This window comes from Leptospira meyeri (genome assembly GCF_004368965.1).
GTDB classification, from domain to species: Bacteria; Spirochaetota; Leptospiria; order Leptospirales; family Leptospiraceae; genus Leptospira_A; species Leptospira_A meyeri.
The window spans coordinates 274,564-299,874 of the sequence record NZ_SORO01000003.1 but is presented as its reverse complement, the minus strand read 5'-3'; the positions used below and the strand labels follow the sequence as shown (position 1 = coordinate 299,874).

Genomic DNA, 25,311 nt, shown 5'->3' with positions numbered 1-25,311 from the left:
AATTCGTTTTTGTTTATTTTTAATATTTATAAATCTTCAGTGTAGCCAAACCAATTTAAATTCAACATGTGACCCTGAGAGTAAGAATTTTCTTTTGTCAGCCTTACTTGAGTTTGGTTCAGAAGATGGAAAGTTTCTTTGCTCCAGTTTCGGAGGTTTAAATCCATTTCGATTAAATTATGGTTCCGATTTTCTTATCTTCCGGCAAAACGAATCCATTGGCACCATCATCCCGTTTGCTTCCGAACCGGTGGAAAGATGTCAAGTTACTCCGAGTCTACCGACTGGTTTAACTTTAAATGAATCTACTTGTGCCATATCGGGTACCCCGCTTTTGGGAATGAACTCAACAAAATATTTGATTACTGCAAATAGTAGCAGTAAACAGACAACAATCTCACTGATTATTAAGTCTTTGTTTGTACCTAAGTTTGCCTATGTTGTTAATGCGACTTCTGGATTAGTAAATTCTTATTCAATAAATGCAACGACTGGTCTCTTGAACTCAACTGGGTTTGTTGCCGCTGGAGCTGGACCAGAATCTATGGGCATAAGTCCAAGTCAAAAGTACTTAACTGTGCCAAATAGAAGTGGAAATGATATTACTCAATTTTCAATCAATCAAACAAACGGAAGTTTGACGAATATTCAAACAATTGCAAGTGGAGGAAATATTCCACTTGCAATGACGTACCATCCGTATAAGGATATTGTTTATATTCGAAACTCTTTAAATGTAACAACTTTTTTAGTCAATCAAGCAACAGGTCAGTTAACATTGATTGGTACTGCTGCAGCCAGTACTGGTGCCTCTAGTATTGGCATAGATCCTTTTGGAAATTACTTATATGTCCCGAATTACAACGGAAGGATGATTGATTTGTACCAGATTGATCCGGTTTCCGGAGTCCCATATCCTTCTGTAATCCAAACCATTATGAGTGGAGCAAATCCGAGAAATGTAGAAATCTTAGCAAATGGGAAAAATTTATATATTGTCAATGATGTAGAGAATAATGTTTCGAATTACCAACTAGATTCAAATAGTGGGTTAATGAATTTTGTATCACTCACAGCTCCCTTTGGCCTAAATGCTAGATCGATTGTTTCTGATCCAACTGGTCGGTTTGTTTATTTGACATACCAGGGCTCTGATGTGATTTCAATCTTCGGGATAAATCCAATAAGCGGTAACTTGATTCCCACAGGAAACCAAGCCATCACTGGTGATGGTCCAACTGGGATTACTATTGATTCTTCTGGAAAATTTTTGTATGTAACAAATATAAATGCAAATACAGCAGATATGTTTTTGATCAATCAGGTAGATGGTAGTTTAACTTCCATTGGAAACGTTGGAACGAGTACTTTGCCAATTGCGATTGTTACAGCAGGAACCAATCCTTAGATTTTAAAAATGATTTTTTAACGTTATTTTGATTAAAAACACTAAATGTGATATTTTGATAAGTAATATGGTTTACTGTTTATTCGGAGAATATGTTTCGAGTTGTTCTAATATTTATAAAAGGAATTGATTGTAAATGGGGATTGGTATTTGTATAAAATCGGAATTACCAAAAGTTGGAATTTTTAAGAGAAAAATTTCGATAGATAAGTTGTTCAATCAAATAGCCGAAGAATTTAAGGAATTAATTCCTGAGCAAACTTGGAGAAAATTGGTTTCTTCTACGTACAAAGATGACCGAATGTTTTTACAACTTTATCCAATTGGAGAACCAATTGAATTTACTATCGCAAAGAATGTAATTACTTGTAGTGCCAAAACAAATATTCCAGGTCCAGGATATCATGCATTTGTGGTTGATTCACTGGATTTAATAGGTAATTCTTTGAGTTTAAAATGGAATTGGGTAGGGGATGTAGGTTTTGGTGATGAAACTAGTTATTATGAAACTAAAAACTTTGAAACTCTCAAGTTGGAAATGCTCCATTGGCTTAAGGAGGTTGCAAAAGTATTAATCGAAAATGTGTCAGATGGAAATAAAATGATCGCTATGCCGTTAGGTTATTCTGTATTGGGAGATTATTTTGCTTTAAATTCGCTTGGATATTGGGATAAAAAATGGTTTATTGAGGTAAATGAAAGCGATATAAATAAATTAGAACATAAAGGGGAACAATTTTTTCCTTGGTGGGTTCAAAAATTGGAAACCGTTTTTTATTTAAATACGGGGCTTGCTGTCTCATGGGTTGAATTGCCTTGGCATAGTATTCATACGGAACACGAATATTTGTTATACAAATTTGTTCAATTTTGTTTTGAAAGAGCTGGAAATTCAGAACTTAGAGAACTTGTTCCTCTAAATGAAAAAGAATTAATTGATTCTTATTTAAATGAAAAAGTTCCTAGTCTGCCCCCTCAACCTACGGGCATTGGATTCAAAAAAAGAAGTATGCAAAGGTCAATGACTGGATTTTGGACTTCTGATATTCCTGGCTATTTTTATGAAGACTATGAGAATGATGGTAAAACTTATGTTTATTGGTTTCAAGATAAAATAATTAGAGGCTCGTCTTTTAAAGTCGAGGGAAATAATGGAATACCCATTTCAGCTGAAAATCTATTGATGGAAACACCAAAAAATTTGGAAGTATTTAGATTTTCTAATAATCAACTTTTGGGTTGGGCGACAATAGAAATTATCAATGAAGATGGTAAGGAGTTTTGTTTTCTAACAGGCAATATTGCGACGACTAATAATCTATGTCATGTTACAATCAGTTTTGATAATGAAATTGATAAAGAGTGGGCAATCAAAGTCTGGGAGTCAACAAAATTCCATAAATAAAACTTAATCTCTAATAATTAATTCTTTAGAATACTTCCTAAATATTATATTTTGCAAATTTGATTTTATTGTCTAACCCTCCCTTTTAACGTTACAAGAGGGTTTTTATACTAAAAAATGTAAATATATATTCTTTTCCAATCCAATGTAATTTAGATTTTTATTCCAGTCTAATTAAACTATGAAAGAATTCGGTGCTAAAGGTTCCATTTTCATCTTCCATACTAATGTTACTTTGTAATAGGACGCAAACACTATCCTTACCTTCCTGATTTAGACCTGTTGCAACAGACTTAACCCCTGGCTGCAGCGGGGGATGCGCAGGGTCATCCCATATATAACTGAAATTATTTGGAACAAGAAGATGCCCTGCCGTTTTGGGAGAAAGTCCAGTAAAATCAAATTCAATGTAAGTGAGTTCGCCATGTTTGAATTTTGATTTAAATTCCATCTGCCCAGCTATGTTTGTGATTTCAAAACAATGTTGATTGCAGTCTCCAATGGTAATGGGTACAAGTGGGGCACCGATGCAGTTTCTGTTGTGCAGGAAATCAATTTCTTTCGAAGATACCCCAAACTCATTTCGGGCCACAAGAATTAGTTTCTGTTTTTGGTCGGAAGGAAACTTAAAATTAAACCAAAATGCGCCTCCATTGGGATTCGCAGGAATTAGTGTTTTGAAGTTTGTGGCATTCACCACAGTCCCATCTTGTTCCAGTTTCATATTGCGTTTCCCAATATAAGCAGTAATGGTTGTTTGATTATGGACTGGTAATTGAAAACTAATATGATCGATAAATATTTTGCCAAAAAATCCACTCGGATCTTCTGTCACCGTTGTATTGTCTACATGAGTCTGGGGAAGGTTTAGGATGGGTGCATTTAGAGGTTGTCCAGGAGTGGCAGGTAGTCCGACCACCGGAGGAATGGGAGGTAATACTCCTCCTTCATTATTAGCGTCAGAACTAGTTGGCGTTTGATTTCCTTCGGGTATCCCCAATAATCCTATGGCATTATTTTTGCCTGAATTTTCTTCTTTACAATTAACTAACGTTAGAGAAGAAAATAAACAAAAATATAAAATAACTATAAAGAAGACTCTCTTTGCTAATATACTTTTTTCTGCACTTAACGAATAGTTTAATAATTTTTCCTTCATAAACATCTATGCCTTCTAAACCAAATGAACGAATTATATAAATAACCTATACGATTCTAATTCATTTCGGTTTTTCTGTCGTCCGGGGACGGGAATCAAGAGTGGAATTTTATTGTTTTTGATGATTCTTATTATTTAATTTTAAAACTAATTTAGTTTGGTAAGAATATTTTCTACTAATTTAGTCTTAAATATGTTTGATTATTTTATTAAGTCACTAACTCCTTTTGTCTAAATTCAGAAGCAGTAATTTTCTCTTCTTTTTTGAATGCATCATAAAAACTAGAAAGTGATTTGTAACCTACTTCAAAACCAATTTCACTTACATTTTTGTTAGGATATTTGGTCAAAAGGTTTTTTGCCTCTTTGATCCTATGACTATGAAGAAAGGAACTGAAGGTAATTTGTTTTTTATCATTTAGAAATTCAGAAAGTTGTCTTGGATGTAACTCTAGTTCTTTGGCGAGAACTTCGAGCGATAAATCCTCGTTTTGATAAATTTTTTCTACTTCCATAAGTTGGGATAGACGATTTTGGAGTTGATCTATGTTTACTTTTAACAAACGCGATTTAGTTTTATTTTTTCTTAAGTATGCATTTGCAAAAAATGAATATCTTTCTAAGGACAATCTTAATCTATCTTCTGAGATTGGTTTTGCTAGGAAGTCAATTACTCCGTATTCGAACGCGCGGAGCGCATTCTCCGGATTGGCCGAAACAACAATTGTATTTGCCGTCTCTTTTGGAAGTTTGTCTAAAAGTTCGAAACTATCTGATCCAAAAATATTTAGGTCTAAAAAAAATAAATCTATGGATGACTGTTTTAGGTAAATGTAAGCATCTTCCATAGATAAAAGATGCGTAATTTCAGAGGTGGACAAATCCAAAATATCGTTTAATAACTTGGTCAGATATTTTGCGTGAACTGGTTCATCTTCTAGGATTAATATATTCATTTTGTTAATTTGAAATTGAATTCAACACTCTAGTTTTTTTGTTTTGGTCTCTAACTTTCTGATGTATATATTTTTTTTAACTAACGCAACGATGTTCCCCTCTGAATCTACAATGTTGGTTAAAAAAGAATAAATTATTTTTTTTTGTTGAGTTAACAGGGATTTGATATTTTCTATATCAGTGTCTGTTACTTCAAATTTTGCAAAAATTGAATCCTTATTTTGTTTGATATAGTCAATCTCTGCGTGTTTGTCCCAAACCATATAAAGATTTCCTAATCTCTTTATCAGTAAGTACACATAGAATGGATCACACATGGAATATATGGATCCTCCAAAATGTGTTCCCATATACCCTCGGTTAAAAAAATTCATTTTTAACCTTACATCAATTTGGTGTCTTTCTTTATCATATTTGATCACTCGAATTCCGGATCCTACAAAAGGGCTGTATAAGTTGATGGCATATTTAAAACCCAATAAAAATTCTAACCACTTCCATTTGGGATCAAGTTGGAATTGGTTGGCGTTTTCTCTTTTCATGGCGGAACCTTTTAGAATTCTACTTACTTATGAAAAAACAATTTGTCCTTTTGTTTGGCGCACAATCAAAAAACTAAAGAATATTGAAAAACTATTTACCATTTAGTAAATAGTTGACTGTTTGGTAAAGATGGCAAGATCTGTAACAGAAAAGGTTGATTTGGTTTCTCCATTATTGGAGTTATTTTGCGACTATGGAATTGATGGAGTGTCGGTTGCTATGGTTTCAAAAAAAACTGGTTTAGGGAAGGGGAGTATCTATTATTTTTTTCCGTCCGGAAAGCCGGATATGGTTGAATTTGTTCTCAATAATGCAGAAAGCAACTTATCTGAAAAAATGTTTGTACTCACTGATCATAAAATGAAAGGAAAAAGAGGAATAGAAGAATTTTTGAACTTTTTTGTTAGCGATAAAGTTTTTTTGACTTATATTCATTTTTTGAGTATATTGGTCTTATCAAAACAACGAATAGTGTATCTCCAAAAAATTAATTTATTTTATGAAGATATGACATCCAAATTGGCCAAAGCCATTGCGAAAGAAGGATATTCGCATAGTAAGGCTTGGAATATTGCAGAGAATGTAACTGTGTCTATATATGGCAGTTACCTTTTTTCATGTTCTTTAAGTAATGAAAGCTATTTTACCAATCGAATTAAAAAACTAAATAAAATTGTTTCGGAGAACTTAAAAACAAAACTTTAAATAAAAAAATTCTGGAAACACAAGGAATTTTGAGTGTATCTTGGAATTTTGTATCGCCTATTGTTTGACCAACGGATTTTGGATGATCATACAATTCGCAAGTTTTTTTTAGAAAAAAGATATTTTTAATTCTGTATCAAGAAGCTAACTAAAATAAGAATGTCAAATTTTAAATCGAATTGCAATTAGAGCATTGCAATAGTTGATTCCCAATGGATAAAAATCACATTGGGAATTTTTTAAACCTTATTTCTTTAGTTTCTTATGAGTTGGCAATAGTTTTCTATACCTGCTTCATGTGTGGTTGTTGGAGAACAATCAGCTGGATAAATGGTATATGTTGCCCGTTGTCTGCATCCATTTGCTCCAAAATTTTTATTATCGATTATGTTGACTTTAACATCTCCCATTGGACAATCAAAATCGTACGCTGCTCTCGCTTTGACCTTATTTGTGACCAATTCGTTAAAACGTTTTTCGCCAACAGGAAAGGAACCACAGTGAATTAAAAGTAATAGTGTCAAAACGAACGGACTCAATTTTTGAATCATAATCTTTTTCTCTCCTCAGAGTAAATGCACTCCTTAAATTTTAAAATGGATGGTCATTTTTGTCATCCTGGGACGGGAATCAGGATGAGAATTTTGTTATTATTAAAAAAGTGATGGAAGAAATCTAAAAATCCAAAGATCCTTTAGCAAAAGCCAAATGAAGCGACTAAAAAACATTAAGGAAGAAAATCGTGGTATCTGAGATGGTTCAAAAGTATATTTTTTTGTTTTTATGTGTATGTTTTTCTCTATTCTCCTGTTCAACAGAACCTGTTAAGGAAATCACTTCAGAGAATTCAAAAGCAACAGTCCAGACCAAACGCAATTGGAATCCTGTAGCGCAGTGTTGTGATCTACATTCCGAGTTTTTAGGAGTCGTGGTTTTGAGTAAAGTTTGTGTTTCTGAATCTGAAACTAAATTAGAATTATACACAAAAGAATCTAAAAAAGTATGTGTTTTGAAAGAAGGTATGTTGTTTCGGGATGATCTAGGGACTGCTTATCCATTCATAAAATCCGAGGGAGTGGGGTCCTGTCCCAAAAGAACTCAGATGAAAAATACTCCTTTTGCTTTATATTTCCCAAGTATTTCTTCAGAAGCAAAATCCTTCGATTTAATCGAAGATAAAAATGCAAAACATGCACACAAACCTTGGGTTTTTGAAAAAGTAGATTTAACTCAATGTGATTGGAAATAAAAGTTTTTTTCTTAGAAAGAGAAGGAAAACTTATCCCTAAGTTAAACAATACCTTTGGGACAAGTTGAATCCATACAAATGTTAGGTTCTTTGTGACCAGGCTGAACACCAACCCTTTGTGGATACAAGGCCAGAAGAAATGATATTACATTTCCCCCAATTTTCATCGATCTTTGTAAATTGTGCACAGTGTATGCAAAACTGGTTTTTGGACCCCGGTTCTTTTCTTTCTGGATACAGTTTAAAATCAGTCTGTTTGGCATCCTGATGAAACCCAAGTGCTTTGGCGGTTGGATCCGATTCCGAAACTGGATGCAAACCATCCGGCAAAGGGGCAGAAGTTTTTTTTTCTGCCACCAATTTTGTGATGAAACCCAAACCCCCCTCAGCAAAAAAGAGGGAGGTTGTCCAGAACAACGAAGTTCTTAGGAATTGTTTTCGCGAAGGTTTTGACATTTTTACTTCTTCACGTCAAACCTGTCGAGCATCATCACTTTGTTCCATGCGGAAACAAAGTCTTTTACAAATTTTTCCTTTCCATCATCTGCCGCATAAACTTCTGCTACAGCACGAAGTTCTGAATGGGAGCCAAGGATAAGATCCACAGAAGTTGCTGTCCACTTTTTAGCACCTGTTTTGCGATCGATCCCTTCATACACGCCATCGGTTTGTGTTGATTTTTGCCATTTTGTCGACATATCAAGTAGGTTGACAAAGAAGTCATTTGTGAGAACACCTGGGCGAGTGGTGAGGATTCCGTGTTTTGATTTTCCCGAATTTGCATCCAGAGATCTCATTCCACCTAAGAGGACTGTCATTTCTGGAATGGTTAGGGATAACATATTGGAACGATCCACTAACATTTCTGTCGGAGACAAAGAATTTCCAGCACCATAGTAGTTACGAAATGCATCTGCTTTTGGTTCTAGAACCGAAAAGGAATAAACATCTGTTTGTTCAGGTGTTGCATCTGTTCTTCCTGGAGTGAAAGGAACTTTCACATCGACCCCCGCTTTTTTTGCCGCATCTTCGATTGCAGCACTACCGGCTAACACAATTAAGTCGGCAAGAGAGATTTTATTTCCTGATTCGTTAAAATCAGATTGTATTTGTTCCAGCTTCTTTAGTACCTTTGTTAGTTCTTCTGGATCATTCACTGGCCAATTTTTTTGAGGTGCCAAACGAATTCTTGCTCCATTGGCCCCCCCTCTCATATCAGTGCTACGGAAACTTGCGGCAGACGCCCAGGCTACCCTAACTAACTCAGGGATCGTCAGACCTGATTTTAGGATTTTTCCTTTTAAATTTTCGATCTCTTTTGTACCAACTAACTTATGATCTACGCTTGGAAGTGGATCTTGCCAAATGAGTGGCTCTTTTGGTAAATCCTTGGAGATATAGCGAGAGAGTGGACCCATATCTCTATGTGTGAGTTTAAACCATGCCTTTGCAAAAGCTAGTTCGAATTCTTTCGGATTTTCTTGGAATTTTTTTGCGATCACTTTGTAACTTGGATCAAATTTTAATGCCAAATCCGTTGTGAACATGATGGGTGCATGACGAAGTGTTTTATCGTGAGCATCAGGAACCATATTGGCTCCGGCTCCATCTTTTGGAATCCATTGGATGGCACCTGCTGGGCTTTTTGTTTGCACCCATTCAAACCCAAACAAGTTGTTTAGATATTGAGTGGTCCATTTAGTTGGGTTTGCAGTCCATGCACCTTCAAGCCCACTGGTAATGGTATCTTCTGCATTTCCTTTTTTATAATTGTTTTTCCAACCAAACCCTTGTTCTTCGATACCAGCAGCAGCAGGTTCTTTTCCAACATGTTTGGAAGGATCCGCTTTTCCATGTGCCTTACCGAATGTATGACCACCTGCAATCAGAGCCACTGTTTCTTCGTCATTCATTGCCATTCGACCAAAGGTTTCTCTGATGTCTTTTGCGGCTGCTAGTGGGTCAGGATTTCCATTAGGTCCTTCTGGGTTTACATAAATGAGTCCCATTTGTACGGCACCAAGTGGGTTCTTTAGTTTTCGATCACCTTCGTATCGTTCGTCGGCTAACCATTTTTTTTCTGGTCCCCAGTATACAAGGTCGGCCTCCCAATCATCTGTTCGTCCACCTGCAAAACCATAGGTTTTAAATCCCATGGATTCGAGCGCGACGTTTCCCGTAAGGACCATTAGGTCTGCCCAAGAGATTTTTTTTCCATATTTCTTTTTGATCGGCCAAAGGAGGCGACGAGCTTTGTCAAGGTTGGCATTATCCGGCCAACTATTGAGTGGCTCAAATCTTTGTTGTCCACCACCGGCTCCTCCGCGTCCGTCTGAGATTCGGTAGGTTCCGGCGCTATGCCAAGCCATCCGAATGAAGAAGGGACCATAGTGACCGTAGTCTGATGGCCACCACTCTTGAGATGTTTTCATCAAGGTTTTGATCTCTTCTTTTACCTGTTGGATGTCCAGGTCTTTGAATTCTTTGGAGTAGTTGTATTGTCTCCCCATCGGGTTGGATTCCGCCGCATGTTGGCGGAGTGGTGCCAAATCCAGTCTTTCTGGCCACCAAAACTGGTTTGAGTTGCCTTGGCGTTCCATCGAATTTGCCGATTCTTTAGTGTCCGCAGCTCCCAGGGAGCTAAAAGAGAGCACTAAAATGGCAATAACAGAAATATTGGTTGTTCTCATATGATCCTTCACTTTCTAGATTTAGTTTAAATTTAGAATAAGTCTAGATATCAAGAGCAAGCAATTTTTTAGATTTAATCTAAATTTATGCAGTTGAAGGGTTGAAAACCTGGTTTTGTCAACTAGAAGGAAAAAAAAAGCTGAATCGGATTCTTTATAAGTGCCAAGGAAAGTTTGGTTTTATGGCTTTTGGTTTGGAAACTAATAGGCTGTGGTTCGAAGATCTGCCATTTTTTCGGAGGCAATGGGAGGCTTGGTTCGAGAAGCGAGACGATTTTTTTTTTAAGACGGAGCTACTATGATTCGGTAGGATCGAATGTGCGTCATTGGAAGAGAAAACAAATTCCCCATTTTCTATTCATTTTGACAAAAGAAAAATTTAAAGAATATACTCGTATTTTAATGATCCTGTTTTTCCATCCTTCTGCAATGGCGAATCGTTACGTTATTTTAGATCCATTCGACTGGGATTTTTCACTAAGACCAAAAACTTTTGATCCGCATAGATACGGTTTGGTTGTAATGATTCCAGCATCGCTGAATCATTTCTTTTTTTCATTATGTGATGATTCGACTTTCTACTGAAGAATCAGTCTCGTTCTTTGGCGGTGAAAGAGAAAAGTTCTATCCGAAAGTTTCTAAATCAGATATAATTTGCCCATGGGTTATCAAACCATCCTTGGCACAAAAACTTACCATTTCCCCGAATTAAAAGACCTGTTAGCAAAGGCAAGCCCTCATAGGTCTGGTGATGTTCTGGCCGGTTTAGCAGCAACTAGTCAGGAAGAAAGAATTGCTGCGCAAATGGTACTTGCGGATGTTCGTCTTTCTGAATTTTTAAATGTAGAACTCATTCCTGCAAACAAAGATGAGGTGACTCGACTCATCTTTGAGTCTCATAACAAAGAGGCTTTTGCATTGATTTCTCATCTAACTGTCGGTGGGTTTCGTGATTTTTTGTTAGCTGAAACAACAGACAATGAGGTCATTCATTCGATTCGATGGGGAATCACTCCTGAGATGGTCGCCGCTGTTTCGAAACTCATGTCGAATCAAGACTTAATCTTAGTTGGAAATAAGATTAAAGTGGTCACAAAATTCAGAAATACCTTGGGATTACCGGGCCGGCTTTCTGTTCGTTTGCAGCCAAACCATCCTACTGATGATCCAAAAGGGATTGCCGCCAGTCTTTTGGATGGATTACTATTAGGAAGTGGCGATGCTGTTATCGGAATCAATCCTGCCACCGATAATTTGCCAACTAACATTGCGTTGTTGGAAATGTTAGACAATCTCATTCAAAAGTATTCCATTCCTACTCAATCTTGTATCTTATCGCATGTAACCACTTCGATGGAAGTGATGAAACGAGGAGCTCCTTTGGATTTAGTTTTTCAGTCCATTGGAGGAACTGAAGATTTAAACAAAAGTTTTGGAATAACTCTTTCTCTTTTGAAAGAATCGAGAGAAATGGCACTTTCCTTAGGTCGTGGGACTGTGGGAGATAATGTAATGTATTTTGAAACAGGGCAAGGCAGTGCTTTGTCGGCAGGAGCCCATCATGGGATCGATCAACAGACGTTAGAGGTGAGAGCTTATGCTGTTGCGAGAGAATTTTCTCCCCTCCTTGTAAACACTGTTGTTGGATTTATCGGTCCAGAATATTTATATAATGGAAAACAAATCATTCGTGCAGGTCTTGAAGATCATTTTTGTGGGAAATTATTGGGATTACCTATGGGTGTGGATGTTTGTTATACAAATCATGCAGAGGCCGACCAGGATGATATGGATACTTTATTAACATTGTTAGGTGTTTCCGGATGCACTTATATTATGGGAATCCCCGGTGCTGATGATGTGATGTTGTCTTATCAAAGTACATCCTTTCATGATGCACTGTATCTCAGGCAAGTATTGGGTTTAAAACCTGCGCCAGAATTTGAAGATTGGTTACTCAGCCGAGGAATATTTTCAAACAAAATTGGCTTTTTACCCAAAGAAAATCGGGAACTTGGTTTGCTGGAAGATATATTAGGAAAGTAATACACGTGACTTTTTTAGAAGAATGGAAACAATTTAGTCAAGCAAGGATCGGATTGAACCGTACCGGAGGTTCTATTGCCACCAAAGATATGTTAAAGTTTCGGTTGGACCATGCAAGGGCCAGGGATGCTGTTTTGCTGAGTCCGGATTTTTTAGGGTTACTCGAAAACTTAAACTTCTTAGGCAAAGAAAAAAATATCCCCGGTGTATTTGTCGAGAGCAGAGTTCAATCCAAAGAAGAGTATTTGTTGCGACCGGACTTGGGGAGAAGGTTGTCACACAGCTCTTTGGAAAAACTACAAAAGTTAAGAGGTGAATTTGATCTCGTTTTAATTGGTGTTGATGGCCTTTCAGCAAAAGCACTCGATGAAAATTTGATTCCATTTCTAAAACTTTTAATGAAAGAAATCAATCAAACGGATTTACGGATAGGGCCACTTATACTTTCAAAGTGGGGAAGAGTCGCGATTGGGGACGAAATTGGTGAGGTTTTGAATTCAAATATTTCTATCGTCGTGATTGGGGAACGTCCAGGTTTGTCTTCTGCTGATAGTTTGGGAGTATATATCACCTATAGACCACAAGTTGGTAAAACTGATGAAAGCCGCAATTGTATTTCCAATATAAGACCGGGTGGTTTTGTTTTTGAAAGTGCTGTAAAAAAAACAATGTATCTTCTCAAAGAATCAATGCAGAGACAATTATCAGGTGTAGGGTTAAAAGATGAAATGCCACCGGAGTTTTTATTGCAATCAAAAGATATACGAAAGGTCTCTGAATCCAATTGATTGTTGGCATAGATTGAAAAAATGAAAATCATTCGAAACAGAAGATTGACAGAATGGACAAACTTCTTTTTAATCAAAGTAATTCCGGGAGGAATGAGGTGAAACTCCTCAACTGACGGTGCAACCGTGAATTCTATTCCATATATTTTGGATGGAAAAGTCGGATCTTCCCACTAATGAATCGCCCGTAAACGATCATTCGTCCTAAAGTTTTCAAAGGGATCCCGGACAAAGATGCTGGAATTTCCCAACCTCCGCTACAGAGATTGTGCGATTCCTTTTTGAAAGGAGATTCCTCTTGGAAAAATTCAAATCACAAACTTTAAAAATGTTGAATGAGAATCAAATCGATCGGAAACATGAAGAAAAAATTTGTCCCCATTGTTTACGAATTTTTGAATGTAAGGTCGGTTCCATTAGTCTTTGTCAATGTACGAAAGTGACTCTATCCTTAGAAGAAAGAGAATACTTGGCAACACAATATGCAGATTGTCTTTGTTACCATTGTATGCAAACTTTAGCTTTTGAATTCAGAATTAACAAATCCTATAAGACAATCACCTGGAGTTTTTGAATTTTGAAATAAACGAAGATCCCATTTTTGTTATTTAGGTTCGCCAAATGATTGTATGATTAAATTTAAATCTTTTGATACAAAGCGTAAATTTGAATGGTAAAAAAACTTAGGAAGTGGTCTTATTAGTAATAGTAAGGTTTAACTTTATTCTTATGAGTGTATTCTTTTTAGTTCCGTTGTTTGCATCTTTGGCAAATGTAAGTTGTTTTATTGAAAATATCACTCGTGACCATCGTTTTCACCGACTCTTAAGTCTGTTTTATTTTACAATTGGGGTTCAGAATGCTGCAACAGCAGCCCTTTGTTTTGCTTCTGATGAAACTACGGGCCTCGCTTTTTGGATCTTCCAATGCCATTCTTTTTTTCTATTAGCTCCGGTTCTTGTCGCAATTTGTTCGTTTTGTACGGGAAGGCGACTTCTCAATCGAGGGACCATCTCCATCGCAGTATATGCTTTGGTAGTGGATTTACTTTGTTCCTCTATGCCAAAATCGGTTGTATACGGGTTTGCAAAATTTTCTTTTGGGATGGCCCCACTCCTAACTCAGGTTGGTGGAATCCTGGGTGGTTCTGTTCATTTTTTTGCGATTGTTTTGTCTTTATATTTTGTCCTTTTCCCATTGGAATGGAATTCCTTTTTTGAACGTCGAACCTTTTTCGTTGCTCTTTGTATTTGGTGGTTCGGATTGTTCTCCAACTTTTTACCAATGTATGGATTTGATTTTCCACCGCTTCATCCAGTTGTAGATGCCACATTGTCCGTTCTATTATCAATTTATTTAAATCGTTTTAATGCCTCAAAACCCAGTGTTTATAGTTTAATCGCATCCATTTTAATTTCTCTCGCGGTGGGGTTACTTCTTGGTATCATTGTTTTAAGTGTTCTTCCGATCTTTGTTTATAGAGAATTTTTCGTCTCTATTGTGACAACTCTTACAAGTCTTTTGTTTTTTGCATATTTGCTAAAGACTACTCTCAAAGACAACAGACCCAATTTTTCTTTTTCGTTACCTCTTGAACACTTTGGATTGTCCAAACAAGAATTACGAATTTGTGAGTTGATTGCGGAAGGTCATAGTCGTTCTTTTATTCGGCTCATCCTTAATGTTTCAGATGGAACATTAAGGAACCATTTAAAAAATATATATGGAAAAGTTCTTCCGGAGTCTAACTCTACATCAAAAGACCAACTACAACGTCTGACTGTATTTTTATCCAAACAGAAAATTGCACAATAATAAAATATCGAATAGAATTTAAAAATTTGTTTTTATCGTTTATTTTTCTATTGTTCGACACAAACTAACTCGCGATTCACGGAACATTGTTGTAACCCTCTTCCTGCCGTTAGGGTCAAAATATCTTGAGTAAAGGCATCTCCTGTGTTCCCAAGTTCAAAAGTTGCATTGGTGGTCCACTTCAAACAAGCCCCATCTAAATAGGATGTCCAATCTAAATTGAGTCCTGTCCAATGGTCAGAGCTAATTGTTGTTATTGGAGCGGATAAACTTGTGATAAATAATCCATTAGCATTCGTTGTATCTATATTCGTTCCATTTGGTCTTATATACACTTGGTTTGCCTTAAAAACCCAGTCAATTTGACCATCTCCCGTATTTGCAGTGACACTCGCTCGTCTCGATATTCCATCGACGACCATTGCTTTATAATTTCCAGAACCAGGGTAGTTTGGATCCGAATGACAAAAGGAATCAAAGTTAGATGCTTTTCCAATATTGGCAGGGTATCCATTTTGGGTGATAAATATAATACAATTTAAACAGGAAGCCTGGCAGTTAATTTCGATATCGTTTACGTTTTTGTTGGAGACTGTCCCTATAGAATTTACCAACTCACAATAGTTACCGTCTGCTTGCTTTGCAAAATTTACTTCGTAATTTGCACCAACGGGGACCTGAATGGGAAAAACAAACTCAGTGCTACCCGAAGGAATCATAAGGGAAATGTTCTGATTTAAAATGAGTATCAATCCGCTTCCTGTTAGACCAGAAATTTTCCCACCAACAGTAAATCCTGATCGATTTGATACATTCGCTGAAAAACAAGGATGACTTTCGTCACCTAGCATGAATTTTGCTACAACGGTTTTTGAAAAAGATTCTGAATTTACATCACAAGTATTTTCTAGTTGAGATGGAGAACAATTTGTGACCAAGCCAAAGGAAATGATGAAAGCAAAAGTAAACTTAAGGAAAGAATGAAAAAGGGAATTTAGTTCTTTATACTTTTGCAAATCGTACATTGTTATTCGTGTCAATTTGTTCCAAATCCCAGACGTCATCGGGAAGCTTCCTATAAAAGTAAACATCTGGGATTTGTGAATCTGCAATCATTCATTGGGGATGGCTACATATCCTTTTAAGATCGCAGATCGAAAGGGTTGATCCAACATGAGAAAAGATTGTACTTCTGCACAAAGAAACTCTTTCTCTTGAATTTCAAAACTTGTTTTGATTGTATGTTGGCCAGCCAAAGGAATTCCGATATCTAAATCAACAGGAGGGGCAATTGACTCAGGTAAACTTCTTGGACTAACGGCACTTAAATCTAAATGTAAAGAATTTCCATCAACCGGAAGATTGAATTTTGCAGTGATTTCAATTTTGTTACCAGATTTTGTTGTTTCAAAACAATGATCTGCACAATTCCCGTAAGTCGCAGGTGATTTGATTGCATCAGCACATTTTCTTGCGTGTCCAATTCTTAATTCTTTTGTAGAGATCCCAAATTCATTTTTTGCGACAACGAACACTTTATACTTTCTATCTGAATCACAAAGGAAAGTATAACCGGAAAAGTTACTCGCTGTACGTTTTAAAGTTTCTAATGCATTCGTCACGGTACCATCAGGATTTAATTCCATATTTTTTTTCCCGAAGTACATTGTGAGTTCTGTATTTGCTGGAACTGGTTTTTGAAAGGTAATGCTTTTTGTTTGAAATTGTAATAACCCTTTGGTGGAGTATGGGTCGTCAGCGGGATTTGCAGGATTCGTGATATAGGTAACTTCATTCAGGAGAGGAGGGCTTGCTGGAATTTCACCTGCTATGATAGGTGTTTCCACTCCGGATCCAGTTTGATTTCCTCCAAGGTTAGCGGATGTGTTTGGATCAGCAGCAATCAATAGAGGTACAAGAATGGTTTTGGGATCTGGCGAAGACCCCTCACATTTTAGAAAAAAAAGTGAAAGGCCCGTCATGAGTAAAACAGGAAGGTTCCGATGAACAAACTGAATGGTTCTGTCTTGGAGCCGAACAAAATGCCGAAATGTTTGAGTGGGTGTTTTCATGCACCCAAGGTAACATACCTCTCTGGCTCCTACCATGTCCTGGATGTCATGAGTGCGATACAAGTACTATGACAATTGTCATGTTTGGAAAGAGTGATGTTCCTTCCCTGTTATTTTCACCTCGCACACTTTCGAAACTCACTTACTTTTTTCACTGAGTGGTTATCTTTAAATAGTTTCCCATTTGGATAACTATTTTGCTTGCCAGTTTTTGGGTAAATGTTAATAGTTTCCCAAATGGATAACTATCAAAGCCCGAATCTTTTACTCTTCTTCCACCCACTTGCCTCCTTTTGCCATAAGGTTCTCATCGCTCTCTATGAAAATGGGACAGAGTTTGAGGCGAGGTTGGTGGATTTGTTGGAGGAAGAGTCCAGTGCCGAACTTTTTGCCTATTGGCCTGTTGGCAAAATTCCAATCCTTCGGGACCGAGTGAGGGAAAAAACAATTCCAGAGACAAGTATCATCATTGAGTATTTGGATGAATTGTATCCAGGAAAAGAAAGGCTGATTCCCAAAGAACATACTTCTGCCCTCGAAACAAGACTATGGGACCGTTTTTTTGATTTATATGTCAGTGAACCGATGCAGAAAATTGTTGTCGATCGTTTGCGACCCATAGGCCAGAGAGACCAACTTGGTGTAGAACAGGCTTATCAAAGGCTACCGATCGCATATGGAATGTTGGAAACTCAACTAAACTCTCGGAGATTCATTGCTGGGGAGAGTTTTACGATGGCTGATTGTTCGGCAGTTCCTGCTTTATTTTATACGGATACGATTTTGAGTTTTAGAAACACTTATCCAAAACTGGAAGCTTATTTTGAAAGATTGTTAGAGAGACCTTCCGTCAAACGAACGATAGATGAAGCTGAGCCCTATTTTCATATGTATCCGTTATTTGATAAAATTCCCAAGCGGTTCCTAAAAGAAAAAAAGTAAGGACTTTTTATAGGGGTTTGAAATTTTAAATCGATTCCTTTATGAACAATCATTCACAAGGTTTGGAACATATATTTCACGCACTTGCCGATCGCAGTCGATTGTCTATGGTCGAACGATTGAGCCTTGGCCCTGCATCAGTTAAGGAATTAGCGGAACCTTTGGAGATGGCTCTTCCTTCCGTATTAAAACACTTAAAAGTTTTAGAGGAAGGTGGAATTGTTTTATCAGAAAAGTCAGGAAGGGTTCGTACGTATCGATTGGACCCACAAAAACTTGAAGGAATAGATTCTTGGATGGAAGAACGAAAGGCAGCTTGGAATCGCAGTTTTGATCGACTAGGAAGTTTTTTAATCGAATCATCAGATGAAAATTCTGACGGAGAATAAAAATGAAAAAGCGACAAGTCAAAAATTCTACATTTACGATCGAAAGGATTTTACCTGCTTCTAAGGAAAGAACCTTTGCTGCTTGGGCAAATGCCGATTCCAAACGAAGATGGTTTGCTTGCCATGACGATTGGAAAACTGTTGAGTTTAGTTTGGACTTTCAGGTTGGCGGAAAAGAAACCAATTTAGTTCTGACACCATCTGGAAGTCGGCATGTATTTGATGGAACTTATTATGACATTATCCCTAACGAAAGAATCGTTTATGCTTTTGGTATGTATGTAGATAATATTCGGATCTCTGTTTCGCTTGTAACGGTTCTCTTTGAGTCCGTTATCGAAGGTAGAACAAAGATGATATTTACTGAACAGATTGTTCTGTTGCAACAACCATCAGTAGCTGGTTTATCAACTGAAGAAGAAATCAATGGCCGTGTGGAAGGAACCAATGCAGGCTTCGATCGTCTTGCGAAAGAGTTATCCTAAGTTCGAAAATGGTTGAACCTAGGATAATTCTTTGTTATGTTCTGTGCAAATGATTCAAACTGGGTACAAAAATTCGTAAAAAGTACCGTTAATCATAGGGACTCTTATATTCTTTAAATCGCCCTTTCCTTCTGTTTCTAAATATTGAACGAAAGGTTTTTCCGGTTTGTAAAAATATTTGGTTCTTGTTCGTTCCAAAGACTGAAGCGCATTTTGTATGTATGTTTCTTTTGGTTCTTTTGGATTTACAAACTGAAAGAGTCGGCGGTTTTTTGCGGAAGCCGGAAGGGAAGATTCCCAACAAATTTCTTCCTCAATCGAAAGAATTTCTTCATACAATTCCGAATGGTTTGTCGGACCACCTAAGGTAACCAATTTTAAAGAAAGATCATAATACTCATCGAGTAAGGATTCCATATATTCCATAGTCTCTTTTAACCTCTAATTGCAAAGATACCAGTTCCCTAGGACAAACTAAGGCTGGGAGTCGAAAAAAATGAAAACAAGGAGCGGATTCAATCTGATTCTAAAACTCAAATAGCCAGAATTAGCGGAATGCCCTTTCAAAAAGGGCCGCGACCAGCAGAAAATTGAGGTCTTCTGTATGCATTTGGACTATAGGATATGTGATAAGTACGAACTGTTCTTATGAATCAAAGAGGAATCAATGGAAAAATTCGGAAAAATAATCCTCTGTTAAAAATTTGAATGATTGAAAAGAAGAATCCAAATACAAATAGATAAAAAATCTATATGACAAATTCTAGTTCCATGTCTCAAACCTCCCTCAAAGAAAAGATTAACAAAAGTAAGGTGATTGGAATCAAAGGCCAACTGATGTTATTTATATTTTTTATTCTCTCAACTGTTCTTTCCTGTATTTTTTATATTTCTTATACAACGGCCAAAGATCAGGTTCTGAATGTAGGAGAAGAGATGTTTACTAACGTTCTCAAAGATGCCGTTGGGTTGGTTGATGCTTTAAACGAAAGAGTAAAAGCGGGTGACATGACCTTGGAAGAGGCACAGGAAATGGCAAAAACATACATTGTTGGTCCTAAAATGCCAGATGGAAATCGAGACATTTCAAAAACAAAAATGTCAACGAATGACTATATGTATCTTTGGGGGATTACACCGGAAGGGATCGCAACCATGCATCCATTTAATATTGAAGGAGCAAATATTTGGGACTATCAAATCCAAGGGAAATACACGGTGAGAGACACATGGGGCAATCCAAAAGCTACAGGTTATCCTCTAAGAGAAATTTGGCAAAACCCTGGAGAACCCATTTATACTTTTATGGCCTACCAAGCATACTATAAACCTTGGAACTGGGTGATCGGTGCGGGAGGTAGAGAAGAAATCATTTATGAAAGAAGATTACGTGGAATGCAAGTTATCTTTCTCCTCAGTGCAATCATTAGTTTGACATTTTCTATGTTGTTATCTTATTTTTTAGCATCCTTTATTTCGAAACGAATACAAAAAATTAAATTCGTGGTGGAAAAGGCAAGCCAGGGAGATCTTCGAGAAACAGTTGATTTGAGTTTTAAAGATGAATTTGGAATTCTCGGTGATGATTTTAATATCATGGCAACAAATTTACGAGAAATGATGAAACACGTAGTCAATTCATCAACCAAGGTAGCTGAATCTGCAAAAGAAATGTATATGAGTGCGGAAAATTCTTCAGCTGTCGCAGGTGATATTGCCAAATCAATTAAACAAGTTGCTGTCAATACAGAATCACAACTAGTTGCTTTCACAGAAAATAAACGAGGGATGCTTGAAAATTCCCAAGCTGTCGCAAAAATTGCAGAGTCTACCGCAACTGTTTCTGATTTGGCTAGTGAGGTTTTGGAAAAAGTTCAAGATGGAAGAAATGTAATCGGCACTACCATTAAACAGATGTCAGTTGTTAATTCCTCTGTCAGTGGGATTTCAAATAGTATTCATGTTTTAGGTGAAAATTCAAAAGCGATTGGACAAATTGTAGAAACGATCAACCAAATTGCGAGTCAAACTAATTTGCTGGCTCTCAACGCAGCTATTGAAGCGGCCAGAGCAGGAGACCAAGGGAGAGGTTTTGCAGTAGTCGCCGATGAGGTTCGAAAGTTAGCAGAACGATCCGAGTATGCAACCAAACAAATTAGTGTATTGATTGGAGAGATTCAAAACAATACAACTTCTGCCGTTGCAATGATGGAGAATGGTGCAAGAGAAGTGGAACAAGGTGTTTCAATGGTGAATGAAGTTGGGCAAACATTTGAAAGAATTGCTGGTTCTATTGAAAAAGTAACAGATGAAATGCAAGGTGTTTCGGCAACAACGGAAGAAATCTCAGCAAGCACAGAAGAGTTAAATGCATCTACAGAACAATTGGCACAAATCTCTAATGGGATTTCTGATAGCACACAAGCCATCGCCGCTTCTTCAGAAGAACAACTAGCATCTTCTGAAGAAGTAACGGAAGCAGCCAATAATTTAGGAGTCCTGGCAGAAGACTTAAAAGCGGAGATTGGTAAGTTTAAAATTTAATACTTAAAGATTAACCTTCTAAGTATTTCATAAAACTAGCGGATGCTTTTAGTTTTTCCATAAGGACTTTTAAGATGGCGACTAAATCTTTTTCTTTATGCTCAAAGAAGCGGATGATTTGTAGAATTTCCCAAACTTCTTTCCCAACTTCCATCGTTTTTTTGACCATGGGAGGTGGGTTTTTTAGGTAGAGGTTTTCTCCTGCAGCATTGACTTTCACAATCATTTCTGCAAGGTTAGTTGGAATTTTTGCGATGTCTGTGACGTATTTCCAATTATAGCTAAGGCCTGTTAGGAGTGGATTGTCTAATCCATTAAATTCAGTTCTTGGATCATTTTTGTAAATCACGATTGGTTTTCCAACAGCAAAGGATATTCCTGTTTCAGAAATTGAACCATCGTCTGCAGGTCTTCCATTCATATTGAATACAGTTGCGCTACATCGTTCGACAACTTGGTAAACATCCATTGCAAAAACTGCTTTTTGCACAAAAATCATGATATCACGAAAAATTTCGCCTGAAATGATAGGGGTGTTGACCATTGCCATTACTTTGGCTACTTCGATTCCATCCCTTTGTGGAAGATATGTTTTGTATCCTGCACTCTCTAAGCTTGCCGCAATACTTGCCATTGTGTTTAGTTCTTCTGGACTAAACATCGGACCAGAACAATAAATGTATTCGCTCATAATTTCCTCTCATTCATAAGAAATGAATTAGGGGAGATTTTGAATCTCTAATAAATTAAATCATCTCAAATTTTATTAACATTAAAAAAAGTTAGATGTTTGGCGAGATCAGAGGTCAACAACAACGAGTGTTATGTCGTCATCCGGTACAGTTTTTCCACAAAATTCTTTGATTTGTTCTAAAAGACCGTCGGCAAATAGATCAGTCGAACTGTTTTGGGAATTTTCAACAATATAATGACTGAGTCGTTCATCACCAAACATTTCTCCTGCGAGATTTCGTGCTTCGGAAATTCCGTCCGTATATAAAATGACTCTGTCGCCAACTGCAAATGGAATGTCCAAAATTTCATCAGGAATCTCAGGAAAACATCCAAGAATTCTTCCTCTTGGTCGTACCATTTCTACTTTGTTAGTTTTTCTTCTATAAAAAGCTACGGGAGGGTGACCGGCACTTGCATAAAGGATTCTTTGACTTTCTAAATCAAAAAATAAGTAACAAGCCGTGACAAATTGTTTATGAATAGAATCCAGTAATAGTTTGTTGATTCTTTTTAAGACTTCGTTAGGTTTTTTGGACACATGTTTTTGTAAGTTAAATGCCATCTTAAACATTGCGGCAACAATTGCAGCAGGAATCCCATGTCCTGAAACATCGGCAATCACAACACCTAGACTATTTTCGTCGGGAGTGTGAAAGTCATAATAATCTCCTCCAATCGAAGTCATCGGATTGTACCTTGATACAATGGTTGCCCTTCCTCCAGTTGGTGGATTTAAAGGAAGGGAAGAGTCTTGAATTTTTTTTGCTAATTTTAGTTCGGCTTTGATGCTTAAATAATCTTCTTTTTCTTCAACCGCAGATTTTAAAAGGATAAGTGTGTTGACTCTCGCAAGTAGTTCTCTTTTATCAAAAGGTTTTCCTAGATAATCGTTGGCGCCTGCCTCTAAGCCAGAAAGTACATCTTCAATTCTATTTTTTGCCGTTAACATTAGAATTGGCATTTCATACATTGAATAAGATTCTCTCAATATTTTGCAAACTTGATAGCCACTCATTTTTGGCATCATGATGTCTAACAATACCAAATCTGGTTTAATTTCATTTGCGACATTGATTGCTGTTGGTCCGTCCAAAACCGGAACTACGTTAAACCCTGATCCGCTAAGTTGGATTTTTAAAACTTCTAGATTAATGGGGTCATCGTCAACAGCAAGTATCGTTAGATTTCTATTTAAATCTTTCGAGAGATTTGTGCTAAGTTCCATCCTTTCGGTATACGCTTGTTCAACGATAAAATTTCCGCGTAAATCTTCTGTGGACATCCATATATGAGAACCTTCAGCATTTGAACTTTTTGGGAATTGAAATTCTGTTTGACCATTCGCAAGAGGTAATGTAAATCGAAATGCAGAACCTTTGCCTAGTTCCGATTCAACAGATATCGTTCCTGTATGTAATTCTACCAAGTTTTTTGTGATGGAAAGACCAAGTCCTACACCACCAAAGTTTCGCGAGATACTGGCGTCCGCTTGAGCGAAGGGAGAAAAAATTTTATTTTGATCTTCTTTAGAGAGCCCAATCCCTGTATCAATGATGGAAATTTCCAAATAATCAACCAAACCGTTGTTAATTGTTCTCGCAGTGACTCGAATAGTTCCTGATTCGGTGAATTTGATTGCGTTCCCGATTAAATTGAATAGGATTTGCTGAATTCTACTTTCATCTCCAAAAACCAAAGGAGTGTTATCTTGAATTTCGCTGATGAGAGCAATGCCTTTTTCTTTAGCTGTACGTTCTAGTAGGCTCATTGTTACTTCAACGGAAGGTTGGATTGCCAGTGTGATCGGGAAAAGTTTAAACCTCCGATTTTTCATCATTGAAAAATCAAGCAGGTCATTGACTAAGTTGGAAAGTCTTTTGGCAGACGATATGATAAACCCTAAGTTTTTGGCGACTCCATTACTAACGGTACCCATCGCACCTTCTATGAGAGATTCTGTAATGCCGATAATACCATTTAGCGGCGTTCTCAATTCGTGAGAAGTATTGGATAAAAACTCGTTTTTCATTTTATCCAATGAAATTAATTCTTCGTTTTTCTTTTCTAGTTCACTTTTTAATTGGTTTGTTACTTCATAAAGTTTTGCGAAACGAATCGATAATGCAAAGGACAAACTCAGAGTGTAAAATAAAAATCCTTCTGAAAGAGATCGATCTAAAATAGAAACATAAATTTGTAGATAACTTAAAACTGAGAAGATCACGGTGATCCCAAGTCCAATTTGCCCAATTAAAATAATAAAGGCACCTGGCTGTTGATTACGAACTGCTTTGATAGTGAAGGCGAAAATAAAAATAAGTTCTAGAAGTGAGAGAATATCATTCACATTTAATGTATACTTTGAATAAATATCCATGATAAAAGGATTAAATGTAAAAAAGGAAACGATGGCAAGGATTGAATGAAAACAAAGAACACCCTTTATTAATTTGGATGGTTTTTGTCCTGCAAAATCAAAAAAGAAAAGAGTTCCAAATATACCCATTAAGTTCAATGCAGGATGGAAAACAAAATGGTTGAACCAAAAGTTATCCCAAATAAAATACGGGAGGGATAAGTTGCCAAAGGTTGCAAGTCCCGCAAGGATTGCAAAAAAGAAATACATTAAATAGGCACGTTCTCTTCGGCTACGTAACCAAAGGATCAGGCAATAAATTGCAGAATATAAAAAAGCAAAACAAATTGCTGAATTCCACATAATGTATTTATAGAATTTTCCTTGGATGAGATCTGACTCGCCCATATAAAATTCCGAATTTACAAATCCACCCCATCCGACATCATCAGCCACTCGCACAGCAATCGTGTTCTCTCCCTCAAAATTAATGATATAGCTTGGGATTGTATATACACTGATTCTACTGCTTTTTTTAATCAACTCACCGGAATCGGAAATCAAACCTGTTCGACCAACAAGAACTCCGTTGATATAGATTTCATTGGCATCGGCAATGATAGGAGTGAGGATACTTAACTTTTGGTCTAGAAATGATTTTGAAACATGGAAGGTTTGTCTATACCAACCGACTTGAAAACCAGACAAACCTGAATTGTTCCACTGCGCAGGAACGGATAGTTGGTCCCAGTTTGCATCGGGGAAATGTTTTTGGGCTTTGGTTATGTCATCTTTAGGGCTGAAACTCCATGGACCTGAGAGTTTCAGTAGTTCTGTTGGATTGTTTAATTGAAAAATGGTAAGTTTGGGGCTAGCATGAAGTGGCAGTAGGGGGACAAGAGAACAGTAAATCGCAAATAGATAACGAATTTTCATTATAAATCCCAAGAAAAAGACTCTGCCTTTTGCTTCATTAGGGAGGATAGTAGATTTTTACCAAGAACAAAAGGGTTTGGTTTTTAA

General features: G+C 37.0%; 23 protein-coding genes. 12 read left to right on the top strand and 11 right to left on the bottom strand.

Annotated elements, in window-relative coordinates; translation table 11 throughout:
- The first annotated feature begins 94 nt into the window (after nt 1-94).
- Together CLV96_RS17405 and CLV96_RS17400 are read left to right on the top strand one after the other, a co-directional pair.
- Nucleotides 95-1,408 carry a lactonase family protein gene (locus CLV96_RS17405; protein ID WP_004785513.1) on the top strand — a complete coding sequence of 438 codons (1,314 nt, stop codon included), beginning with the start codon at nt 95-97 and terminating at the stop codon, nt 1,406-1,408.
- Between the two features lie 136 nt (nt 1,409-1,544).
- Nucleotides 1,545-2,813 carry a hypothetical protein gene (locus CLV96_RS17400; protein ID WP_004786356.1) on the top strand — a complete coding sequence of 423 codons (1,269 nt, stop codon included), beginning with the start codon at nt 1,545-1,547 and terminating at the stop codon, nt 2,811-2,813.
- Nucleotides 2,814-2,973: 160 nt separating this feature from the next.
- On the opposite strand, the gene CLV96_RS17395 is transcribed toward CLV96_RS17400, so the two are convergent.
- The 3 genes from CLV96_RS17395 to CLV96_RS17385 form a co-directional block, all read right to left on the bottom strand.
- Nucleotides 2,974-3,972 (bottom strand): hypothetical protein, encoded by a 999-nt coding sequence (locus CLV96_RS17395; protein WP_243836537.1) that lies wholly within the window; start codon nt 3,970-3,972, stop codon nt 2,974-2,976.
- Between the two features lie 209 nt (nt 3,973-4,181).
- Nucleotides 4,182-4,928 carry a response regulator transcription factor gene (locus tag CLV96_RS17390; RefSeq protein WP_004785150.1) on the bottom strand — a complete coding sequence of 249 codons (747 nt, stop codon included), beginning with the start codon at nt 4,926-4,928 and terminating at the stop codon, nt 4,182-4,184.
- A 21-nt stretch (nt 4,929-4,949) separates the two neighbouring features.
- Nucleotides 4,950-5,471, bottom strand: coding sequence for a DUF4442 domain-containing protein (locus tag CLV96_RS17385; protein ID WP_004785760.1), 522 nt, complete (start codon nt 5,469-5,471; stop codon nt 4,950-4,952).
- Nucleotides 5,472-5,601: 130 nt separating this feature from the next.
- On the opposite strand from CLV96_RS17385, the gene CLV96_RS17380 reads away from it, so the two are divergent.
- Nucleotides 5,602-6,177, top strand: a complete 576-nt coding sequence (locus CLV96_RS17380) for a TetR/AcrR family transcriptional regulator (RefSeq protein ID WP_004787219.1) — start codon at nt 5,602-5,604, stop codon at nt 6,175-6,177.
- Between the two features lie 254 nt (nt 6,178-6,431).
- On the opposite strand, the gene CLV96_RS17375 is transcribed toward CLV96_RS17380, so the two are convergent.
- On the bottom strand, nt 6,432-6,728 hold the full coding sequence (locus tag CLV96_RS17375) for a hypothetical protein (RefSeq protein ID WP_004784502.1): 297 nt from the start codon (nt 6,726-6,728) through the stop codon (nt 6,432-6,434).
- 203 nt (nt 6,729-6,931) lie between these two features.
- On the opposite strand from CLV96_RS17375, the gene CLV96_RS20035 reads away from it, so the two are divergent.
- Nucleotides 6,932-7,426: a hypothetical protein gene (locus CLV96_RS20035; RefSeq protein ID WP_243836536.1), complete on the top strand. Its 495-nt coding sequence runs from the start codon at nt 6,932-6,934 to the stop codon at nt 7,424-7,426.
- An 81-nt stretch (nt 7,427-7,507) separates the two neighbouring features.
- Here CLV96_RS20035 and CLV96_RS17365 read toward each other — a convergent pair whose 3' ends face one another.
- Nucleotides 7,508-7,804, bottom strand: a complete 297-nt coding sequence (locus CLV96_RS17365; protein ID WP_243836535.1) for a high-potential iron-sulfur protein — start codon at nt 7,802-7,804, stop codon at nt 7,508-7,510.
- Nucleotides 7,805-7,884: 80 nt separating this feature from the next.
- Complete coding sequence (gene katG / locus CLV96_RS17360) at nt 7,885-10,116, bottom strand: catalase/peroxidase HPI (RefSeq protein ID WP_004786196.1); 2,232 nt, start codon at nt 10,114-10,116, stop codon at nt 7,885-7,887.
- A gap of 660 nt (nt 10,117-10,776) precedes the next feature.
- On the opposite strand from katG, the gene CLV96_RS17355 reads away from it, so the two are divergent.
- The 4 genes from CLV96_RS17355 (at nt 10,777) to CLV96_RS17340 (ending at nt 14,765) form a co-directional block, all read left to right on the top strand.
- Nucleotides 10,777-12,162, top strand: coding sequence for an ethanolamine ammonia-lyase subunit EutB (locus tag CLV96_RS17355; protein WP_004787166.1), 1,386 nt, complete (start codon nt 10,777-10,779; stop codon nt 12,160-12,162).
- 5 nt (nt 12,163-12,167) lie between these two features.
- Nucleotides 12,168-12,950, top strand: a complete 783-nt coding sequence (gene eutC / locus CLV96_RS17350; RefSeq protein WP_004784455.1) for an ethanolamine ammonia-lyase subunit EutC — start codon at nt 12,168-12,170, stop codon at nt 12,948-12,950.
- Between the two features lie 298 nt (nt 12,951-13,248).
- Nucleotides 13,249-13,524, top strand: coding sequence for a cysteine-rich CWC family protein (locus CLV96_RS17345; RefSeq protein ID WP_004785446.1), 276 nt, complete (start codon nt 13,249-13,251; stop codon nt 13,522-13,524).
- Nucleotides 13,525-13,679: 155 nt separating this feature from the next.
- Nucleotides 13,680-14,765: a helix-turn-helix transcriptional regulator gene (locus CLV96_RS17340; RefSeq protein WP_004784595.1), complete on the top strand. Its 1,086-nt coding sequence runs from the start codon at nt 13,680-13,682 to the stop codon at nt 14,763-14,765.
- A 47-nt stretch (nt 14,766-14,812) separates the two neighbouring features.
- Here the strand turns inward: CLV96_RS17340 and CLV96_RS17335 are convergent, their stop codons facing one another.
- Both CLV96_RS17335 and CLV96_RS17330 read right to left on the bottom strand, forming a co-directional pair.
- On the bottom strand, nt 14,813-15,805 hold the full coding sequence (locus CLV96_RS17335; RefSeq protein ID WP_243836534.1) for a DUF1554 domain-containing protein: 993 nt from the start codon (nt 15,803-15,805) through the stop codon (nt 14,813-14,815).
- Nucleotides 15,806-15,877: 72 nt separating this feature from the next.
- The gene (locus tag CLV96_RS17330) at nt 15,878-16,837 is read right to left on the bottom strand and encodes a hypothetical protein (RefSeq protein WP_004787013.1); all 960 of its coding nucleotides are present in this window, start codon (nt 16,835-16,837) and stop codon (nt 15,878-15,880) included.
- Between the two features lie 219 nt (nt 16,838-17,056).
- Between CLV96_RS17330 and CLV96_RS17325 the strand changes: the two genes are divergently transcribed.
- The 3 genes from CLV96_RS17325 to CLV96_RS17315 are packed head-to-tail and all read left to right on the top strand — an operon-like array spanning nt 17,057 to nt 18,653.
- Nucleotides 17,057-17,779 carry a glutathione S-transferase family protein gene (locus tag CLV96_RS17325; protein ID WP_243836533.1) on the top strand — a complete coding sequence of 241 codons (723 nt, stop codon included), beginning with the start codon at nt 17,057-17,059 and terminating at the stop codon, nt 17,777-17,779.
- A 41-nt stretch (nt 17,780-17,820) separates the two neighbouring features.
- Nucleotides 17,821-18,168, top strand: a complete 348-nt coding sequence (locus CLV96_RS17320; protein ID WP_004785198.1) for an ArsR/SmtB family transcription factor — start codon at nt 17,821-17,823, stop codon at nt 18,166-18,168.
- A gap of 2 nt (nt 18,169-18,170) precedes the next feature.
- Nucleotides 18,171-18,653 carry an SRPBCC family protein gene (locus CLV96_RS17315; RefSeq protein WP_004784565.1) on the top strand — a complete coding sequence of 161 codons (483 nt, stop codon included), beginning with the start codon at nt 18,171-18,173 and terminating at the stop codon, nt 18,651-18,653.
- Nucleotides 18,654-18,707: 54 nt separating this feature from the next.
- Here the strand turns inward: CLV96_RS17315 and CLV96_RS17310 are convergent, their stop codons facing one another.
- Nucleotides 18,708-19,079 carry a hypothetical protein gene (locus tag CLV96_RS17310; RefSeq protein ID WP_004786720.1) on the bottom strand — a complete coding sequence of 124 codons (372 nt, stop codon included), beginning with the start codon at nt 19,077-19,079 and terminating at the stop codon, nt 18,708-18,710.
- 345 nt (nt 19,080-19,424) lie between these two features.
- Between CLV96_RS17310 and CLV96_RS17305 the strand changes: the two genes are divergently transcribed.
- On the top strand, nt 19,425-21,197 hold the full coding sequence (locus tag CLV96_RS17305) for a methyl-accepting chemotaxis protein (RefSeq protein WP_243836532.1): 1,773 nt from the start codon (nt 19,425-19,427) through the stop codon (nt 21,195-21,197).
- A 10-nt stretch (nt 21,198-21,207) separates the two neighbouring features.
- Here CLV96_RS17305 and CLV96_RS17300 read toward each other — a convergent pair whose 3' ends face one another.
- Together CLV96_RS17300 and CLV96_RS17295 are read right to left on the bottom strand one after the other, a co-directional pair.
- Complete coding sequence (locus CLV96_RS17300) at nt 21,208-21,888, bottom strand: nucleoside 2-deoxyribosyltransferase (protein WP_004786980.1); 681 nt, start codon at nt 21,886-21,888, stop codon at nt 21,208-21,210.
- 108 nt (nt 21,889-21,996) lie between these two features.
- Nucleotides 21,997-25,224, bottom strand: a complete 3,228-nt coding sequence (locus CLV96_RS17295; protein WP_004785410.1) for a SpoIIE family protein phosphatase — start codon at nt 25,222-25,224, stop codon at nt 21,997-21,999.
- Between the last annotated feature and the right edge of the window lie 87 nt (nt 25,225-25,311).

What these genes read in the sequence shown, in the direction of transcription:
- CLV96_RS17400 (WP_004786356.1), top strand. Translation starts at nt 1,545, where the DNA reads ATGGGGATTGGTATTTGTATAAAATCGGAATTACCAAAAGTTGGAATT.
- CLV96_RS17395 (WP_243836537.1), bottom strand. Translation starts at nt 3,972, where the DNA reads ATGAAGGAAAAATTATTAAACTATTCGTTAAGTGCAGAAAAAAGTATA.
- CLV96_RS17390 (WP_004785150.1), bottom strand. Translation starts at nt 4,928, where the DNA reads ATGAATATATTAATCCTAGAAGATGAACCAGTTCACGCAAAATATCTG.
- CLV96_RS17385 (WP_004785760.1), bottom strand. Translation starts at nt 5,471, where the DNA reads ATGAAAAGAGAAAACGCCAACCAATTCCAACTTGATCCCAAATGGAAG.
- CLV96_RS17380 (WP_004787219.1), top strand. Translation starts at nt 5,602, where the DNA reads ATGGCAAGATCTGTAACAGAAAAGGTTGATTTGGTTTCTCCATTATTG.
- CLV96_RS17375 (WP_004784502.1), bottom strand. Translation starts at nt 6,728, where the DNA reads ATGATTCAAAAATTGAGTCCGTTCGTTTTGACACTATTACTTTTAATT.
- CLV96_RS20035 (WP_243836536.1), top strand. Translation starts at nt 6,932, where the DNA reads ATGGTTCAAAAGTATATTTTTTTGTTTTTATGTGTATGTTTTTCTCTA.
- katG (WP_004786196.1), bottom strand. Translation starts at nt 10,116, where the DNA reads ATGAGAACAACCAATATTTCTGTTATTGCCATTTTAGTGCTCTCTTTT.
- CLV96_RS17355 (WP_004787166.1), top strand. Translation starts at nt 10,777, where the DNA reads ATGGGTTATCAAACCATCCTTGGCACAAAAACTTACCATTTCCCCGAA.
- CLV96_RS17340 (WP_004784595.1), top strand. Translation starts at nt 13,680, where the DNA reads ATGAGTGTATTCTTTTTAGTTCCGTTGTTTGCATCTTTGGCAAATGTA.
- CLV96_RS17330 (WP_004787013.1), bottom strand. Translation starts at nt 16,837, where the DNA reads ATGAAAACACCCACTCAAACATTTCGGCATTTTGTTCGGCTCCAAGAC.
- CLV96_RS17325 (WP_243836533.1), top strand. Translation starts at nt 17,057, where the DNA reads ATGTTAATAGTTTCCCAAATGGATAACTATCAAAGCCCGAATCTTTTA.
- CLV96_RS17320 (WP_004785198.1), top strand. Translation starts at nt 17,821, where the DNA reads ATGAACAATCATTCACAAGGTTTGGAACATATATTTCACGCACTTGCC.
- CLV96_RS17315 (WP_004784565.1), top strand. Translation starts at nt 18,171, where the DNA reads ATGAAAAAGCGACAAGTCAAAAATTCTACATTTACGATCGAAAGGATT.
- CLV96_RS17310 (WP_004786720.1), bottom strand. Translation starts at nt 19,079, where the DNA reads ATGGAATATATGGAATCCTTACTCGATGAGTATTATGATCTTTCTTTA.
- CLV96_RS17305 (WP_243836532.1), top strand. Translation starts at nt 19,425, where the DNA reads ATGTCTCAAACCTCCCTCAAAGAAAAGATTAACAAAAGTAAGGTGATT.
- CLV96_RS17300 (WP_004786980.1), bottom strand. Translation starts at nt 21,888, where the DNA reads ATGAGCGAATACATTTATTGTTCTGGTCCGATGTTTAGTCCAGAAGAA.
- CLV96_RS17295 (WP_004785410.1), bottom strand. Translation starts at nt 25,224, where the DNA reads ATGAAAATTCGTTATCTATTTGCGATTTACTGTTCTCTTGTCCCCCTA.